A 16,267-nucleotide genomic window follows, 5' to 3' on the forward strand; every position below is an offset into this window, starting at 1 on the left:
ATGCGCAACAGCGTCGACTTGCCCGAACCCGAGCGGCCCAGCAAACCGACGATCTCGCCTTCGCGCAGCGACAGGTTGGCGTCGTCGAGCACGAGCAACTCGCCCTGCGTCTTGTTGAACCCGCGGCAGACATCCTTGACGCGCAGAATCTCGTCGCCGAGGCGCGGTGGCATCGGCGGCGTCTGGATCGGCGTGGCGGCGGCTTTAGGATTTTGCATCGTGTTTTGCCTTCAGTTGCAATCAATCGAGCCGCAGTCGCGATTCGGCGTGCGCATACAGCGGACGCCACAGCAGTCGATTGAACAGGGTCACGAACAGGGACATCACCGCGATGCCCAGGATGATTTTCGGATAGTCGCCAGCCTCGGTGTTTTGCGCAATGTATGCGCCGAGGCCGTGCGCCGCGACGCGCGTATGGCCCCACTCGACGAACTCGGCGACGATGCTCGCATTCCAGGCGCCGCCCGACGCCGTGATCGCGCCCGTGATGTAGTACGGGAAGACGCCCGGCAGCATTGCCTGGCGCCACCACTGCCAGCCGCGAATGCGGAAATTCTTCGCCGCCTCGCGGTAGTCGTTCGGATAGGCGCTCGCCCCCGCGATCACGTTGAACAGGATATACCACTGCGTACCGAGCACGATCAGCGGCGACAGCCAGATATCCGGGTTCAGACGCCAGCGCACGATCGCGATCACGAAGACCGGGAATAGCAGGTTCGCCGGAAACGCGGCGAGAAACTGCGCGAGCGGCTGGATCTTTTCCGCAAGCCTCGGACGCAGGCCGATCAGCACGCCAAGCGGCACCCAGATCACCGACGCGATCGCGATCAGTACGATCACGCGCAGCAGCGTAATGAGCCCGAGCACGAGTACATGGCCGATCTCGTCGAGCGTCACGCCGGTGCGCACGTACGCGATCACGCGATACAGCACGTACACGGTAACCAGCAGCACGACGATCGACCAGACGAGATCGCCGATACGCCGCGTCGTGCCGCTTTGCACGGCCGGAAAACGCACCGCCCCGACCGACGACAGCCGCAGCGGAATGCGCGCCGCGCGTGCGAAACACCAGCCGAGCGGCACGAGCAGCCGATGGATAAGGCGCGTGCGGCGAATCAGGTCGAGCAGCCACGACTCGGGCGCATTGCCCGAGCTCGTGTTCTCCATGCGGAATTTGTCGGCCCACGCGACGAGCGGGCGGAACAGCAACTGGTCGTAAAGCAGGATGACGATGGTCATCGTCAGGATCACCCAGCCGATCGCGTGCAGGTTCTGCTCGGCGATCGCCTGCGCGAGATAGGCGCCGATGCCCGGCAGGGTAATCGTATGATTGCCGACCGTAATCGCTTCCGAGGCGACCACGAAAAACCAGCCGCCCGACATCGACATCATCATGTTCCAGACGAGGCCCGGCATCGAGAACGGCACCTCGAGCTTCCAGAAGCGCTGCCATGACGTGAGGTGAAAGCCGCGCGAGACTTCGTCCAGATCGCGCGGCACCGTGCGCAGCGACTGGTAGAAGCTGAACGTCATGTTCCACGCCTGGCTCGTGAAGATCGCGAAGATCGCCGCCAGTTCCGCGCCGAGCACGCGCGACGGCACGAGCGCGAGGAAGAACGTCACCGTAAACGAGATGTAGCCGAGCACCGGCACCGACTGCAGGATGTCGAGAATCGGCACGAGCACCTGCCCCGCCCGCCGGCTTTTCGCGGCAAGCGTGCCGTACACGAGCGTGAACACGAGCGACGCGGCCATCGCCGCGAGCATGCGTAGCGTGGTGCGCATCGCATATTCGGGCAGGTGTGCCGGATTGAGCGAGATGGCCTGCGTCTTCAGCGTCGAGATCGGCGCCATCGTCTCGTGAAAGCCGATCGCGGCCATCGCGATCGCGCAGATGATGAGCGGAAACGCGACGAAGTCCCAGCGGTTCGGCAACACGCGCCACGCCGATGCGTTGGCGGTGCGATTGAGGTTGAAGCTGAAGAGATCCATCAGGCCCCCTTGCCGCTCTCGGCGTGGATTGCGGTTCGGGTGATGCCTCGGGTCGTGCCTCGCGGCATGCAGTGGGGCGCGGCACAGCGGCGCGCGAATCGGTCCGGAAAGCTGAAATCAGGCATGGCAAAACGCGTGAGCGCGGTGGTCGTTGGCGTCGGGCGCGGCCCCGGACTGGCGAGGGCTCGCGAGCTTTCCCTATTTTGGACGGCACGACAGTACTACAACCAGCATGACAGGCACAACCATCGCCATGGCTTAGCCTGCGCGCGGCGCGCGGCGCTTCGCGAAACCGTCGCGCGCAAGCCACAGCGGCGTGCGGCCATGCGCACATCCTCTATTCAGAAACTGAGGCTGCAAGCCGATAAGGATCATGCAAGGCGAAGCGCGAGACCCGTGACGACAAATAACGGACTCGCGCGCCGCCGCGCGGCGGTTAAAATCGGGGAGCGGCCCGGTGGCGCACGGCCCGCGGATCTGGCCGGATCCGGCGAGCCGCGCGGCACACGACGAAGGAAAGCGGCCCGGTGCCGGCGCGTCGCAGCGCATGACCTTGCCGCATGAAACACTCAGACGGATCAGAGGGTCGATGAAACGGACAACCTTGCGCCAGGCGGTCGGGCCGGCCAGTTTCGTACTGGTCGCGCTCGTTTGCTGGTTTCTGTCCGGCCTCGTCGCCGATCGCATGGTCCAGCAGGAACTGGACGCGGCATTGCGCCAGCAGCGCCAGATGTCGTCGTCGATCGTCTACAACATGGCGGAGGTGATCGCAAGCGACCTCGCGATGTCTCGCGCGATTCCCGCGACCATGGCCGAGCTCGGCGTGATCCAGCAGGCGCTGTCGCATGCGGGCAATTACACCGCGCCCGGTATCGACGCGGAACCCGCGCATCGCAACGAACTGCTCGCCGCGCGTGAACTTGCCGCAGTCAACAATTTTCTGCATGACGCGCAGGGCTTTTCCGGACTCGACGTCATCTGGCTCGTCAATGCGAACGGGCTTTGCGTCGCGGCGAGCAATGCGCAAAGTCCGCAATCGTTCATCGGACTCGACATGCGTTCGCGCAGCTATCTGACGAACGCGCTGCTCGGTGCTTTCGGCGAAGCGTATGGCGTCGGGCGCCGGAGCGGCGAGCCGGGCATCTTCATCTCGGCGCCGGTCTACGACGACGGGCTGCTGGTCGGCGCGATCGTCGCGAAGGTCGGCATCGCGCGCTTGCGCCACTGGGTCGCGCACGCGGGCACGTTCGTCACCGACGAAAATGGTGTGATCATCATGGCGCATAACGCGACACTCGAAGGCGAAGCGATGCCGAATTCGCGCGTCACGCAGATGTCGGCCGCCGAGCGGATCAGCACGTATCGTCGAGAAACGTTTCCGGCCGTGCAGATCCAGCCGGTCGCGCGCCAGGTGCGGCGCGCGGCGCCCTGGGTGCCCGACGAGGTCGCCGCGCAGCTGTTCGACATGCCGGGCCACGCCACCCCGACGCTCTATCAGTCGCGCAGCGGGCTGAACTCCGGGCTCTCCGCGCATCTGGTCGATCCGCTCGGCGCCTGGAGCGAACTGCTGCGCAATCACAAGCGCGACCACATGCTCGTGTTTCTGACGCTGGCGGGCACCGTATCGCTCGCCTGGGTGATCACCGTGTCGTATCTGCGCGAGCGCCGCCACCATCGCGCGACGCGCGATCTCGCCGAACAGCTGCAGGCGGCCAATACGCTGCTGTCCGCCGAAGCGCGCCACGACGCGCTGACCGGCGCGCTGTCGCGCCGCTACTTCCTCGACCTGCTGCGCCACGAAATCGATCGCGCGCGTGCGACAGGCGAACCGCTATGCATGGCAATCGCCGATCTCGATCACTTCAAGCAGATCAACGACCGCTTCGGCCACGCGACCGGCGACCGTGCACTCGAGCATTTCGTCGACACCTGCCGCACTGCGTTGCGCGGCAGCGATGCGATCGGGCGCCTGGGCGGCGAGGAGTTCGGCATCCTGCTGCCGTCCACGACGTTGAGCGCGGGGCTCGCCGTCGTCGAGCGGCTACGCATCGGCCTGAAGGCCACGCCATGCGCGAAGCTGCCGGCTACCGCCGGTTTGAGCGTGAGCATCGGCATTACCGAGCTGTCGCCGGAAGATGCGCCGGAGCGCATCGTGAGCCGCGCCGATCTCGCGCTCTATGCGGCGAAGTCGGGCGGGCGCGATCGCAGCGAAGCGGTGCCGCCCGACGACACGGCGCCGCCTGCGCGCACGCCGGCGACCGCCCTTTAAGCCGCGTGCTTCCGCCGTCTCGTGCCGGAACGCCGCGGGGCGCTGCCACGCGCCAACGTACGCTAACCGCTATCGGCGCGGGAGCGGCGCGGTATCATCGGTCCAAGGCTTACATCCGAAGATAGCAAGCGCATGCAGCGACTGCTGCCGTCGCTGATACCCGTTTGCTATCGGCTGGCTACTTCGCCTGTCGTCACCGAATAGTTACCGCCGCTTAACCGGGAGGCTCGCATGAAGGGAAATCTGGTGATCGTCTGCCGCGATCAGGATGCTGACGCGTTCGACCATCTACTCGCCGAATATGGCGCATTTCAGACGCGGCTGTCGTCAACAGCCTGGTATCTGAAACTCGATGCAACGCCTGAAACCCTGCAGGAGGAAATTCTCGCGCGCCTCGGCAAATACACAACGCACTACATTTTCGAAGCGGAGACGGTGACGTGGAACACCGTCGATAGCGAAGCGGCCGCCGCGCTCAATACGCTTTTCACCGAATAACACGCCTCGCATCGCGGCCGCCGGCGAATCGGCCGCCGTGGCCGCCGCCGTAACGGTCAGCGCGGCTGCGACACGTTTCACGCGGCATGCACCGGTCGCGAAACGCATAACGCAGCGGCCCGCGCCGCGCGCCGCGATGCACCACCACCCTGCCCGCACTACCAGACGCTTTCCGACGCCGACGTTGCGCGCGACACGGCTTCGAGCGGGAACGTCATCTGCACACGCAAGCCGCGTCCGTCGTGATTGCCGATCTCCCATGTACCGCCCGCACGCCGCACGAGCCGCTCGACGATTGCGAGACCGAGACCGCTATGGCCATTGCCGCCGCGCGCCGGATCGAGCCGCACGAATGGCCGCGCCGCGTTGATCAGGTCTTGCGCGGCGATGCCGGTGCCGTTGTCGCTGATCGACAGCACATAGCCGTCCGCTGCGCGCGACGTCGCGACGACCACCGGCGGCGCGCCATAAGCATGCGCGTTGTCGAGCAGGTTGGACAGGATGCGATCGAGCGTCGCGGCCGGCAGCCTGAAGCCCGGCCCCGCATGCAGATCCGTCTGCACGGCGCTCGAGCCCGGCGCGACCGCGCGATAACTGCGCACGACGCGTTCGCATTGCTCGTCCACTTCGACGGGCTCGCTGCGGTCCGCGCCATCGTGCGCGAACACGAGGAACTGATCGACGATATGCGTCATCGAGTCGACGTCGCGCACGACCCCGTCGCGCATCTTCGGCTCTTCCATCATCTCGGCGCGTAGGCGCAATCGCGCAAGCGGCGTCTTCAGATCGTGCGCGACACCGGCGAGCATGACCGCGCGATCGTTCTCGGTGCGCGCGACCTCCTGCACCATCTGATTGAAGCCATGCGTGAGCTGCCGCAACTCGCGCGGCCCGCGTTCGCGCACGGGCGGCACCGGCAGGCCACGGCCGAAGCGCGCGACCGCCTGGGCAAGCGAACGCAGCGGCTGCTGCAGTTGCCACGCGGCAAACAGCGCGGCCATCACGCCGGCCGAGAAGATCACGGTAAGCCACAGCACCATGCGGTCGAGCGACCGCGGCGGCCGCAACGGCTGCACGGGAACGACGATCCAGCTGCGATCCGTCGCGGTCTTCACCCAAAGCGTAGGAGGCTTGCCCGGCAAGCCGATGCGCACCTGCGTCGAATCGGGCATGCGGTCGCGCACATCGTCGACAAAGCGGTCAAGCGGCACCGGCAACGACTTGTTGTCGGGCGGCACATCGGGGCTCGACGGATCGACGAGGCGCACGCGCGACGGCAGCGGCTGGTCCGGCGTGCGCGCGACGTGCTGACGCACGGCGTCGACGAGGAACGCGGCTTCTTCGACCGCATAGCGTGTTTGCAGATTGCTGCGCTCGAGGCGGATCAACGCGTACCACGCGAAATGCGACAGCAGCAGCACCCCGACGACGAGTACCGCAAGCCTGCCGAACAGCGAATCAATGGGACGCCGCATGTTGCTCGCCGTCCGGCACGAAAACGTAACCGCGCCCGCGCACCGTCTGGATGAAACGGGGCACCGACGGGTCCGTCTCGAGGATACGGCGCAGGCGCCACACCTGAACGTCGATGCCGCGGTCTGTGCCGTCGTATTCGGGACCATGCAGCAGTTCGAGCAGGCGTTCGCGCGTGAGCGTACGCATTGGATGATTGACGAAGATCTTCAGTAGCGCGAACTCGCTGCCCGACAGCGTGAGCGGCTTGCCCTCGAGACTGAGCGTGCGCGACTGGAAATCGAGCGTGAAGCGGCCGAACGAAAACGGCTCGCGCTGCTCGGGCGCCGCCGCCGACGGCATCGTGCGCCGCCGGCGCAACACCGCCTGCACGCGCGCGAGCAGTTCGCGCGGATTGAACGGCTTGCCGAGATAGTCGTCCGCGCCGAGTTCGAGGCCGACGATGCGGTCCACGTCGTCCGCGCGCGCAGTGAGCATGATGACCGGAATGTCGTCGCCCGACGCGCGCAGCTTGCGCAGCGCCGTGAGCCCGTCGACACCCGGCATCATCAGGTCGAGCACGATCAGATCGGGACGCTCGCGTTCGAGCCGGCGCTCCAGCGATCCGGCATCGTGAAGCACCGAGACTTCGATGCCCTGGCGCGCCAGATAGTCGCGCAGGAGATCGCGGAGTTCGACGTCGTCGTCGACGACAAGGATTTGAGTAGCCATGGATCGAAGTTTAACGCGCACCCGGAGCCAGGCCGCTGTTACTGACCCCGAAAAGGGTTACGGGGTGTTACGGCGAAAGGCGCGAGTAATGTCGCGTAACAGCGCGAATCGTCTGCGTAACACGGCGTGAGTGCGGCGCCTCTACGCTGTGCATTACCGAATGCGGACCCGACACGTCGTGAAGGCCGCTCGTCGGATGTCACCTGGGAGCACTTTAATGTCCAAAAACACTTCTCGTTTTCTCGCTATCGCAGCTGCTTCGCTTTCGATCGGCATCGGCGCCGCATATGCGGCCCAGCCTTCGGGCATGGGCGGCATGGGCCACGGCGGCCCCGGCGGCTGGCATAACCACTTCATGCAGGAAATCAACAAGCTGCATGGTCAACTGAACCTCAATGCGGATCAGGAAAAGCTCTGGCAAAGCGCGCTCGACACGATGAAACAGAATCGTGAAGCGATGCGCGCGAACCACAAGCAGATGCGCGATCAGTTCAAGTCGATGCAGCAACAACCGATTCTCGATCTGAACGCGATGCACGCCGCGCATGAGAAAATCGCGCAGCAGGACGCGCAACTGCGCGAGCAGACTTCGGCTGCATGGCTCAACTTCTACAACAGCCTCAACGACCAGCAGAAAACCACGGTCAGCACCGCGCTCAAGCAGCACTTCGCGAAGATGGAACAGCGCCACGAAAAGATGCGCGAGCGCTGGCAGCATCACGGCGACGCGCCTGCGTCGGCCGCCAAGCCTTAAGACGAAGTTGCAGTCGCGCTACCGCGGCGGTTCCCGCTGCCGCGGCATCGAAAACGCGTCACGGCATTGCTTTGCCGGGACGCGTTTTTCGTTGTCCGATCGGTCCGGCGAGACCTCTGCGTGCTCCTTCCAGCGTCTCTTCGCATTGCACGTTCATTGCACGTCCATTGCACCGTGCAAACCGCCTGTTTGTCCTTAAGCGCTTGACCGGCTGGCGCGACACGCCGCTTCGGGTAAAATACCGCCCTTTTGCGCGACCTTCCGGCCCGTGACGTTGACTGCGGCGATACGGGCAACAAGGTGGATACACGGCGAATACATCGTGAGGCGCGCCATTTTTGACAGCCTAGAATAGCGTCGCCGACGCCTGCGGGACCGCTGCGGACTCGACGTTCGCGGCGACGTTTGCTGCGACGTTCGCGGGCAAGAGAACGCCGCGGTGGGCGGCACGGCAATGAAGGACAGGCCAATCATCGACGATCGGCGACAGGAGAAACATGAAGAAGCTCGCATTGTGCGCGGCATTCGCCGCCCTCGCGACGGGCGCAACGGCGAACGAACGTAGCAGGCTCGGCGAAGACGTTGCGGCGAACCCGCACCAGAACGACGCCGCGCTGAAAACGATGGTCGACCACGCGGTATCGGCCTCGCGCAAGGAAGGCGCGTCGGCACGCCCGGCCAGGCCGTATTTCGACACCGATCTGCGGCCGACCCGATAAGCGAAGGACCCCGCAAAGGACAGGCGAGTGTCGGCTGCCGCACATTCGCTCGGGCAGGCCCGAATGGGCCAGACAAAGGGCCTGATAATACAGTCGGGGAAAGCGTCGAAATGAGCGCCCGACCAAACGCCCTTAAGGGCCCTTAAGGACACACTATGTTTCTGCAAGGTTACGGCCCGCTGATCCTCTCGGGCACGTTCCAGACCGTCAAGCTTGCCGTGCTGTCGCTCGTGCTGGCATTCGTGCTGGGGCTTCTTGGCGCGGCCGCGAAGCTGTCGAGGAACCGGCTTTCGCATGGCATCGGGACGGTCTACACGACACTGATTCGCGGCGTGCCCGACCTCGTGCTGATGCTGCTGCTGTTCTACAGCATCCAGATCTGGCTCAACAATCTGACTGACGCGCTCGGCTGGGATCAGATCGACATCGATCCGTTCGTCGCCGGCGTCGCGGTGCTCGGCTTCATCTACGGCGCGTACTTCACCGAAACGTTCCGCGGCGCGTTCCTCGCGGTGCCGCGCGGCCAGCTCGAGGCCGGCGCGGCGTACGGCATGACCGGATGGCAGGTGTTCACACGCGTCATGTTCCCGCAGATGATGCGCTTCGCATTGCCCGGCATCGGCAACAACTGGCAGGTCATGGTGAAGGCGACGGCGCTTGTTTCGATTATCGGTCTCGCGGACGTCGTTAAGGCCTCGCAGGACGCCGGCAAGGGCACGCTGCGGTTCTTCTTCTTCACGCTGCTGGCCGGCGCAATCTATCTGCTGATCACCACCGTCTCGAACTTCGTGCTGATGTACCTCGAAAAACGCTACTCGACCGGCGTCCGAAAGGCGGAACTATGATCGAGCTGATCCAGGAGTACTGGCGCAATTATCTGTACACCGACGGCTACCGTTTTACCGGTGTCGCCATCACGCTATGGCTGCTCGTCGTGTCGATCGGACTCGGCTTCTGCCTGTCGGTGCCGCTCGCGGTCGCGCGCGTATCGAAGAAGAAGTGGCTCGCGGGCGCGGTGTGGCTCTATACGTATGTGTTCCGCGGCACGCCGTTGTATGTGCAACTGCTGCTTTGCTACACGGGCCTCTACAGTCTCGAAGTGATCCGCGCGAACGAACTCACTAACGCGTTCTTCCGCGAGGGCATGAACTGCACCCTGCTCGCCTTCACGCTAAACACCTGCGCCTACACCACCGAGATTTTCGCCGGCGCGATCAAGGCGACGCCCTACGGCGAAATCGAAGCCGCGCGTGCCTACGGGATGTCGCAATTCACGCTCTATCGCCGCGTGATCCTGCCGTCGGCATTGCGCCGCGCGCTGCCCTACTACAGCAATGAAGTGATCCTGATGCTGCATGCGACCACCGTCGCGTTCACCGCCACCGTGCCCGACATCCTGAAGATCGCACGCGACGTGAATTCGGCGACATACCGCTCGTTCGATGCGTTCGGTATTGCGGCGCTTCTTTACCTGTGCATCTCGTTCGCGCTCGTCTGGCTGTTCCGCCGTGCCGAGCGACGCTGGCTCGCCTATCTGCGCCCGCAGGGCAAATAACGGCCGCGCTGCGACCGCGCTGCAGCCGACCCCAAGGATTCCAATGAACACCCTGTCTCCCATGCTTTTCGTCGACAACCTGCATAAGAAGTACGGCGATAACGAAGTGCTCAAGGGCGTGACGCTGAAGGCCAAACGCGGCGACGTCATCAGCGTGATCGGCTCGTCCGGTTCGGGCAAAAGCACGATGCTCCGCTGCATCAATTTTCTCGAACAGCCGAACGCGGGCCGCATTTTCGTCGACGGCGAAGAGGTCCGTACCGCGCAAGACAAAGCGGGCGCGTTGCGCGTCGTCGACCACAAGCAGCTGCAGCGCATGCGCACGCGGCTCTCGATGGTGTTCCAGCACTTCAACCTGTGGACCCACATGACGGTGCTCGAAAACATCATCGAAGCGCCGCTGCATGTGCTGGGCCTGTCGCGCAAGGAAGCCGAAGACCGCGCACGCACGTATCTCGAGAAAGTCGGCCTCGCGCCGCGCGTCGAGAAGCAATATCCGTCGCACCTGTCGGGCGGCCAGCAGCAGCGCGTCGCGATCGCCCGCGCGCTGACGATGCACCCGGACGTCATGCTGTTCGACGAACCGACCTCGGCACTCGATCCCGAGCTCGTCGGCGAAGTGCTGAAGGTCATGCAGACGCTCGCCGAAGAAGGCCGCACGATGATCGTCGTCACGCATGAAATGGCATTCGCGCGCAACGTGTCGAATCACGTAATATTCCTGCATCAGGGACGCGTCGAGGAAGAAGGCCACCCTTCCGAAGTGTTTGGGAATACGAGGAGCGACCGCCTTAAACAGTTTCTCGCAGGCAGCCTCAAATAAAATCCTGATTGCATGCGACCCGGCATGTAGTCGATGTAGTATTACAAGGCGCTTACGCGCCTTTTTTATTGCCCGAAAGCCGTGCTGCAAGGGGCTCACAAAGCTTCGTCATCCCAACATATGCACGCTTTTATGCGCTGCAGCCGCTTACTCCCGACGATTTTCAACGTCAATAGTGGCAATCCTTGACCTCTCCCTTACGAAAGCGTGATTCCCTTTATCGATAAGGATTTAAGCGCCTTTTCGGGCTCGATTCGACGTCGTCCGGTCACACTGGTATTGCAATTTGGCGACATCTCTACCGCGAGCTTCTAATTTATTCCCCACGTCCGGGTATTTTTGCTAAATTAGTAACCAAAGTAGCAAAACAAAGTTCATTAAAAGTAGTTTCACTTCAAAAACGCACAGGACATAACACACAGGAGACATCGGCCGGCGAGGCTCGGAAACGGCGCTTGAACAGCCGCAACAAGGCTGCGCGTCAGGAGACACCGATCGCTTCCCCACTCAGGCCCGTGTCTTACTGCATAAAGGTTTCCTGTCCGGCGCTGCTGGCGTCCGGATACCACTCGCAGTACTGGTTTTACTTTTTGACAGGGTATGGAGGAGAAGATGAAGAAAGCTTTGCTCGCCGCATCGCTGCTGTCCATCGGCGTTGCTGCGCATGCACAGAGCAGCGTGACGCTGTACGGGCGTCTGGACGCTGGTCTCGAAGCCATGTGGGGCGTGCCGACCGGCTCCAATGCCGCCGGCCAGGCAACCAACAGCACGCACCGCTTTCGCGCGGAAAGCGGCGACTGGGGTACCAGCCTCTGGGGTTTGAAGGGCGCTGAAGACCTCGGTGCCGGCTACAAGGCCGTGTTCCAGTTGGAAGGCTCCTTCAACACGATGACGGGCCAAGGCCCTGGCGGCGGCGGTCTCTTCAATCGCTGGGCGACCGTCGGTGTCGCAAGCAACCAGTTCGGTACCTTCCTCCTCGGCCGCGAACTGTTCATCGCCAACGGCGTGTGGGACTTCGACCCGTTCGGTCAGTCGAACTGGTCGTCGGCGTCGCTGGTGCGGGGCCGCAACTGGCCGCAATCGAGCAACAACATTTCGTACCAGTCGCCGAAGATCGCGGGCTTTGACTTCTACGGTCAGTACGCGCTGTCGAACGCAACGAACTGGAACGGTAACGGGTCGACCCCGCAAGGCCGTGAAGGTGGTGCTCAGATCACCTACACGTCGTCGCTGTTCCAGGTTCGCGGTATCTATGACGAAATCCGCAACCCCGGCAACGGTATGCTCGGCGGCGCGTATAACGCGCTCAACGGCGGCACGGTCAATCCGGACAACAGCAACGGCAACGGTGTGTACGGCTACTCGCGCGAGTACACGGCTGCTGTGAACGTGTTCCTCGGCCAGTTCAAGATCCAGGCCGCTTATCAGGCTATCCGTTCGTCGGGCATGACGAACGTGCTGCCGGGCCAGCCGACCACGCTCGACCACGAATGGGGCGGCGTGACGTGGCAAGCCACGCCGGCGGCTGCTCTGATCGCCGCGGTGTACCACGTGAACGGCAACAACGGCGCGGGCAATGCGACGATCTACACGGTTGGCGGTTCGTACAACCTGTCGAAGCGCACGCTGCTCGATATCCAGGTCGCTACCGTGCAGAACAGCTCGACGGCGAACTATGGCCTGAACGCGAACAACTTCGGCAATGCGGCTGCGACGGACAACCCGCTCGTCGGCCACAGCCAGTCGGGCGTGTACGCAGGTATCCAGCACTCGTTCTGATCGAACGTTGCGAGTACAAAAGATGTAGCTAGAGAACAGTTTTCACGCTGCTGCGAGAGGCGCGTATCGGTGCGATGTCCGAAAGGGTGTCGCACCGTTTTTTCTTTGGTCTCGCATCTGGGAGTGCAGACGGATTTGCGCTCATGCATCGAGGTGCACCGGAAAGCACCAGGGCGCACGAAGATGCTCCGGGGCGCATGGAGCGGGGAACTGCGCGGAGCACTGCGCGGGGCACTGCGCGGCACACGCATTGCGCGTGCACCGTTGTGGCACAGCCGGACGAGCCGGCTTAAACCGCCGCTTCGTTCTCTTCGCCCGTGCGAATGCGGATCACGCGCTCGACATCGGCGACAAAGATCTTGCCGTCGCCGATCTTGCCCGTGCGCGCCGCACCGATGATCGCATCGATAACCTGATCGGTCTGATCGTTCGCGACCACCACTTCGATTTTCACCTTCGGCAGGAAGTCGACGACGTATTCGGCACCGCGATACAGCTCGGTATGCCCTTTCTGGCGTCCGAAACCCTTTACTTCCGTGACGGTGAGCCCCGTCAGCCCTACTTCCGCGAGCGCCTCACGCACTTCGTCGAGTTTGAACGGTTTGATGATTGCGGTGATGCGTTTCATAGCGAGCCTCGTGTGGGTTCGAAGATAACAGGATGCCGGATTGTTTTTTGATTCTACGCTGCGCCGGACACATTGCCAGCGCGGTGGCGCGCATTCGCGCTCGCGCGGGCAAGCTCGAACAAGCCTGAAACAGGCTTACGCAAGCGGCTCCGTATAGCGCGATGTGATCGGATAGCGCCAGTCGCGGCCAAACGCGCGATGCGTGACACGAATGCCGATCGGCGCCTGACGCCGCTTGTATTCGTTGATCTTGATCAAACGCGTCACGCGCTTCACGTCTTCCGGTGAAAAGCCCGCCGCGACGATTTCCGCAAGCGAGCGGTCTTCTTCCATGAACATCCGCATGATCGCGTCGAGCGTGTCGTACGGCGGCAGGCTGTCCTGGTCGGTCTGGTTGTCGCGCAGCTCGGCAGAAGGCGCGCGCGTCAGGATGCGCTCGGGAATGATGTCCCGCTTCGTGTACGCCGTCGCGGCGTTCCGGTAGTGGCACAGCCGGTAGACCAGCGTTTTCGCGATGTCCTTGATCACGGCGAAGCCGCCCGCCATATCGCCGTAAGTCGGATCGTAGCCATGTCGTTCTGTGAGCCAAGGAGTTGGTAGAATGTTTTGTCTTCCTAAGACCGCTTGGCCTCCGACTTGTGCCGCGAATGCGCGCCTGGATGTTTTCCTCGGTCGCGTCTTCGGCGCGGCCCGCGAATTCGCCGGCAAGCGATGCGCGGAACGCATCGAACATCGGCGCGATCGCGATTTCGTCGTAGCGCACGCCGACGCGCCGCGCCATATCGGCCGCGTCCGTCGTCGAAATGTCGGCGGTGTAGCGCGACGGCATCATCACCGCGCGCACGCGCTCGGGTCCCAGCGCATCGCATGCGACGGCCAGCACGAGCGCGGAATCCACGCCGCCCGACAGGCCGATGATCGCCCCCGGAAATCCATTCTTGTTGATGTAATCGCGCACGCCGAGCACGAGCGCCGCATAAACCTGCGCTTCGATCGAAGTCTCCGGTGCGACCGTCGTCGCGACCGGCTGCGCGCCGTCGAACTCGACGATCGCATGGCCTGCGGTGAATTGCGGCATCTTCGCGACGACCTCACCGCGCGCATCGAGCACGAACGAGCCGCCGTCGAACACGAGTTCATCCTGTCCGCCGACCATGTTCACGTAGACCATCGGCAGCCCGGTCTCGCGAATCCGCGCGCGCAGGATATCGATGCGCACCGCTTCCTTGTTCATGTGATACGGCGACCCGTTCGGCACGAGCAGCACCTGCGCGCCGGCCGCTTTCGCCAGCTGCGCCGCCGACGCGTGCCAGACGTCCTCGCAGATCACGACGCCGTACTTCACGCCGTCGAGCTCGAACACGAACGGCTGCGGATCGGACGCGAAATAGCGCTTCTCGTCGAATACTTCGGTGTTCGGCAGATCCTGCTTCAGATAGGTGCCGGCCACCGCGCCATCGACGATCAGCGACGCTGCGTTGTAGGTGTCGACTGGCGGCAGCCCACGCTCGATCGGCGCGTTTGCATTACCATGGCCGTTCGCCACATCGCGATACGGATGGCCGACCACCACGTGGAGGCCGGTCAAAGGCTGCAGTTCGCGCGCAAGATCGGCGAGCGCCGCGGCGCTGGCCGCATAGAACGCGGGCCGCAGCAGCAGGTCTTCGGGCGGGTAGCCGGACAACGCGAGTTCGGGTGCGATCAGCAGCTTCGCACCATCGCTGTGCGCGGCGCGGGCCGCGGCCACGATCTTCGCGACGTTGCCGGCGAAATCGCCGACGGTGACATTGAGTTGGGCTAGAGCGATGCGAGTCGTCATTTGATAAACACACGGCGCGGCGCGTGTGCAGCGCGCCAGATCGGATCGGGAACGGTCATTCAGATTGAATCAGGAACGTTTTGATTATCTCACGGGCATTCTGGCGTCGCCGTCCGAAGTGGACGCCGCCGAATGGAATGCGCTGCTCGCAGGCCAGGCTCAGCCGACGCCGTTCTTGCGTCACGAGTTTCTGAGCGCGCTCCACGCCACCCGCTGCGCGGTGCCCGACACCGGCTGGGCGCCGCAATTCGTGACGCTGACCGACCCGCGCACGGGCCGGCTCGCGGCCGCGGCGCCGGTCTACCTGAAGGGCCATTCGTACGGCGAGTACGTGTTCGACTGGGCATGGGCCGACGCCTACAAACGCAACGGCCTCGCGTACTACCCGAAGCTGTTGTGCGCGGTACCGTTCACGCCGGTGCAAGGCACGCGCCTCATGGCCACCGACGCACGCGCGCTGCGCCATCTCGCGGCCACGCTCGTCGCGTTCGCCGAGCAGGCCGACGTGTCTTCGCTGCATGTGCTGTTTCCGACCGACGCCGAAGCGCAGGCGCTGACCGAACTCGGCATGATGCAGCGTGAGGGCGTGCAATTCCACTGGCTCAACGACGGCTATCGCGACTTCGACGAATTCCTGTCGACGCTCGAGCAGAAGAAACGTAAGAACATCCGCGCGGAGCGGCGCAAGGTGCGCGAAGCGGGCGTGACGATGCGGCGCCGGGTCGGCAAGGATATTTCGGACGCGGACTGGCGCTTCTTCAGCAAGTGCTATCGGCAAACGTACCGCGAGCACTTCTCGAGCCCTTATCTGAACCTCGACTTCTTCCGCACGATCGGCGAATCGATGCCCGAGAATCTGATGATGGTGATCGCCGAAGCGGACGGCAAGCCGATCGCGAGTTCGCTCGTCGTGTTCCAGCGCGACACGACGGCGAACGGCACGGGCGGCACGCTCTACGGCCGCTACTGGGGCGCGGTCGAACACGTGCCGTGCCTGCACTTCGAGACGGCGTACTATCAGCCGCTCGAATTCTGCATCGAGCAGAAGCTCGCGGTGTTCGAAGGCGGCGCGCAGGGCGAGCACAAGATGGCGCGCGGCTTCATGCCGACTGTCACGCGTTCGACACATTGGCTCGCGCACCCTGCATTTTCCGATGCGGTCGCGCATTTTCTCGACAACGAGACCAATCACATCCACGCGTACGTCGACGAACTGCGCGAGCACAATCCGTTCAAGAGCTAGC

Annotated in this window: 15 protein-coding genes and 1 pseudogene; 9 read left to right on the forward strand and 7 right to left on the reverse strand. The window is 63.6% G+C overall.

The window, feature by feature from the left end; translation table 11 throughout:
- Positions 1–218, reverse strand: a 218-nt coding sequence (locus QYH69_RS19525) for an ATP-binding cassette domain-containing protein (protein WP_308833462.1), incomplete at its 3' end; no start/stop codon positions are given.
- A 22-nt stretch (positions 219–240) separates the two neighbouring features.
- Positions 241–1,995, reverse strand: coding sequence for an ABC transporter permease subunit (locus tag QYH69_RS19530; protein ID WP_308833463.1), 1,755 nt, complete (start codon positions 1,993–1,995; stop codon positions 241–243).
- A 589-nt stretch (positions 1,996–2,584) separates the two neighbouring features.
- Here QYH69_RS19530 and QYH69_RS19535 point away from each other — a divergent pair.
- Positions 2,585–4,264, forward strand: a complete 1,680-nt coding sequence (locus QYH69_RS19535) for a diguanylate cyclase (RefSeq protein ID WP_308833464.1) — start codon at positions 2,585–2,587, stop codon at positions 4,262–4,264.
- A gap of 231 nt (positions 4,265–4,495) precedes the next feature.
- The gene (locus QYH69_RS19540; RefSeq protein ID WP_075156580.1) at positions 4,496–4,762 is read left to right on the forward strand and encodes a hypothetical protein; all 267 of its coding nucleotides are present in this window, start codon (positions 4,496–4,498) and stop codon (positions 4,760–4,762) included.
- Between the two features lie 158 nt (positions 4,763–4,920).
- Here the strand turns inward: QYH69_RS19540 and QYH69_RS19545 are convergent, their stop codons facing one another.
- Both QYH69_RS19545 and QYH69_RS19550 read right to left on the reverse strand, forming a co-directional pair.
- Entirely contained in the window at positions 4,921–6,237 is a 1,317-nt protein-coding gene (locus QYH69_RS19545; RefSeq protein WP_308833465.1) for an ATP-binding protein, read from the reverse strand.
- Positions 6,221–6,946 (reverse strand): response regulator, encoded by a 726-nt coding sequence (locus tag QYH69_RS19550; protein WP_075156578.1) that lies wholly within the window; start codon positions 6,944–6,946, stop codon positions 6,221–6,223. The genes QYH69_RS19545 and QYH69_RS19550 overlap by 17 nt, the downstream gene beginning before the upstream one ends.
- Positions 6,947–7,163: 217 nt before the next feature.
- On the opposite strand from QYH69_RS19550, the gene QYH69_RS19555 reads away from it, so the two are divergent.
- The 6 genes from QYH69_RS19555 to QYH69_RS19580 all read left to right on the forward strand — a co-directional run bounded on the left by QYH69_RS19555 (position 7,164) and on the right by QYH69_RS19580 (position 12,576).
- Complete coding sequence (locus tag QYH69_RS19555) at positions 7,164–7,700, forward strand: periplasmic heavy metal sensor (RefSeq protein WP_374992453.1); 537 nt, start codon at positions 7,164–7,166, stop codon at positions 7,698–7,700.
- Between the two features lie 497 nt (positions 7,701–8,197).
- Positions 8,198–8,419: a hypothetical protein gene (locus QYH69_RS19560; protein ID WP_308833467.1), complete on the forward strand. Its 222-nt coding sequence runs from the start codon at positions 8,198–8,200 to the stop codon at positions 8,417–8,419.
- Between the two features lie 155 nt (positions 8,420–8,574).
- Positions 8,575–9,264: a histidine ABC transporter permease HisQ gene (locus QYH69_RS19565; RefSeq protein ID WP_308833468.1), complete on the forward strand. Its 690-nt coding sequence runs from the start codon at positions 8,575–8,577 to the stop codon at positions 9,262–9,264.
- Positions 9,261–9,974: an ABC transporter permease gene (locus QYH69_RS19570; protein ID WP_308833469.1), complete on the forward strand. Its 714-nt coding sequence runs from the start codon at positions 9,261–9,263 to the stop codon at positions 9,972–9,974. The genes QYH69_RS19565 and QYH69_RS19570 overlap by 4 nt, the downstream gene beginning before the upstream one ends.
- A 43-nt stretch (positions 9,975–10,017) precedes the next feature.
- The gene (locus QYH69_RS19575) at positions 10,018–10,797 is read left to right on the forward strand and encodes an ATP-binding cassette domain-containing protein (protein ID WP_308833470.1); all 780 of its coding nucleotides are present in this window, start codon (positions 10,018–10,020) and stop codon (positions 10,795–10,797) included.
- A gap of 612 nt (positions 10,798–11,409) precedes the next feature.
- On the forward strand, positions 11,410–12,576 hold the full coding sequence (locus tag QYH69_RS19580; RefSeq protein WP_308833471.1) for a porin: 1,167 nt from the start codon (positions 11,410–11,412) through the stop codon (positions 12,574–12,576).
- A gap of 289 nt (positions 12,577–12,865) precedes the next feature.
- Here the strand turns inward: QYH69_RS19580 and glnK are convergent, their stop codons facing one another.
- The 3 genes and pseudogenes from glnK to QYH69_RS19595 form a co-directional block, all read right to left on the reverse strand.
- The gene (gene glnK / locus QYH69_RS19585; protein WP_008342452.1) at positions 12,866–13,204 is read right to left on the reverse strand and encodes a P-II family nitrogen regulator; all 339 of its coding nucleotides are present in this window, start codon (positions 13,202–13,204) and stop codon (positions 12,866–12,868) included.
- Positions 13,205–13,339: 135 nt separating this feature from the next.
- On the reverse strand, positions 13,340–13,930 hold the full coding sequence (gene nadE, locus QYH69_RS19590; protein ID WP_308833592.1) for an NAD(+) synthase: 591 nt from the start codon (positions 13,928–13,930) through the stop codon (positions 13,340–13,342).
- Positions 13,902–15,023, reverse strand: a pseudogene (locus tag QYH69_RS19595) (NAD+ synthase); the annotation flags it as partial. The pseudogene QYH69_RS19595 and the gene nadE, both read right to left, overlap by 29 nt.
- Positions 15,024–15,087: 64 nt before the next feature.
- On the opposite strand from QYH69_RS19595, the gene QYH69_RS19600 reads away from it, so the two are divergent.
- On the forward strand, positions 15,088–16,266 hold the full coding sequence (locus tag QYH69_RS19600) for a GNAT family N-acetyltransferase (protein WP_308833472.1): 1,179 nt from the start codon (positions 15,088–15,090) through the stop codon (positions 16,264–16,266).
- Position 16,267: the final 1 nt, after the last annotated feature.

This window comes from Paraburkholderia sp. SARCC-3016 (genome assembly GCF_031119615.1).
GTDB lineage: Bacteria > Pseudomonadota > Gammaproteobacteria > Burkholderiales > Burkholderiaceae > Paraburkholderia.

Excerpts from the sequence above, each read along its gene's own strand:
- QYH69_RS19530 (WP_308833463.1), bottom strand. The coding sequence starts at position 1,995 with ATGGATCTCTTCAGCTTCAACCTCAATCGCACCGCCAACGCATCGGCG.
- QYH69_RS19535 (WP_308833464.1), top strand. The coding sequence starts at position 2,585 with ATGAAACGGACAACCTTGCGCCAGGCGGTCGGGCCGGCCAGTTTCGTA.
- QYH69_RS19540 (WP_075156580.1), top strand. The coding sequence starts at position 4,496 with ATGAAGGGAAATCTGGTGATCGTCTGCCGCGATCAGGATGCTGACGCG.
- QYH69_RS19545 (WP_308833465.1), bottom strand. The coding sequence starts at position 6,237 with ATGCGGCGTCCCATTGATTCGCTGTTCGGCAGGCTTGCGGTACTCGTC.
- QYH69_RS19550 (WP_075156578.1), bottom strand. The coding sequence starts at position 6,946 with ATGGCTACTCAAATCCTTGTCGTCGACGACGACGTCGAACTCCGCGAT.
- QYH69_RS19555 (WP_374992453.1), top strand. The coding sequence starts at position 7,164 with ATGTCCAAAAACACTTCTCGTTTTCTCGCTATCGCAGCTGCTTCGCTT.
- QYH69_RS19560 (WP_308833467.1), top strand. The coding sequence starts at position 8,198 with ATGAAGAAGCTCGCATTGTGCGCGGCATTCGCCGCCCTCGCGACGGGC.
- QYH69_RS19565 (WP_308833468.1), top strand. The coding sequence starts at position 8,575 with ATGTTTCTGCAAGGTTACGGCCCGCTGATCCTCTCGGGCACGTTCCAG.
- QYH69_RS19570 (WP_308833469.1), top strand. The coding sequence starts at position 9,261 with ATGATCGAGCTGATCCAGGAGTACTGGCGCAATTATCTGTACACCGAC.
- QYH69_RS19575 (WP_308833470.1), top strand. The coding sequence starts at position 10,018 with ATGAACACCCTGTCTCCCATGCTTTTCGTCGACAACCTGCATAAGAAG.
- QYH69_RS19580 (WP_308833471.1), top strand. The coding sequence starts at position 11,410 with ATGAAGAAAGCTTTGCTCGCCGCATCGCTGCTGTCCATCGGCGTTGCT.
- glnK (WP_008342452.1), bottom strand. The coding sequence starts at position 13,204 with ATGAAACGCATCACCGCAATCATCAAACCGTTCAAACTCGACGAAGTG.
- nadE (WP_308833592.1), bottom strand. The coding sequence starts at position 13,930 with ATGCGTTCCGCGCATCGCTTGCCGGCGAATTCGCGGGCCGCGCCGAAG.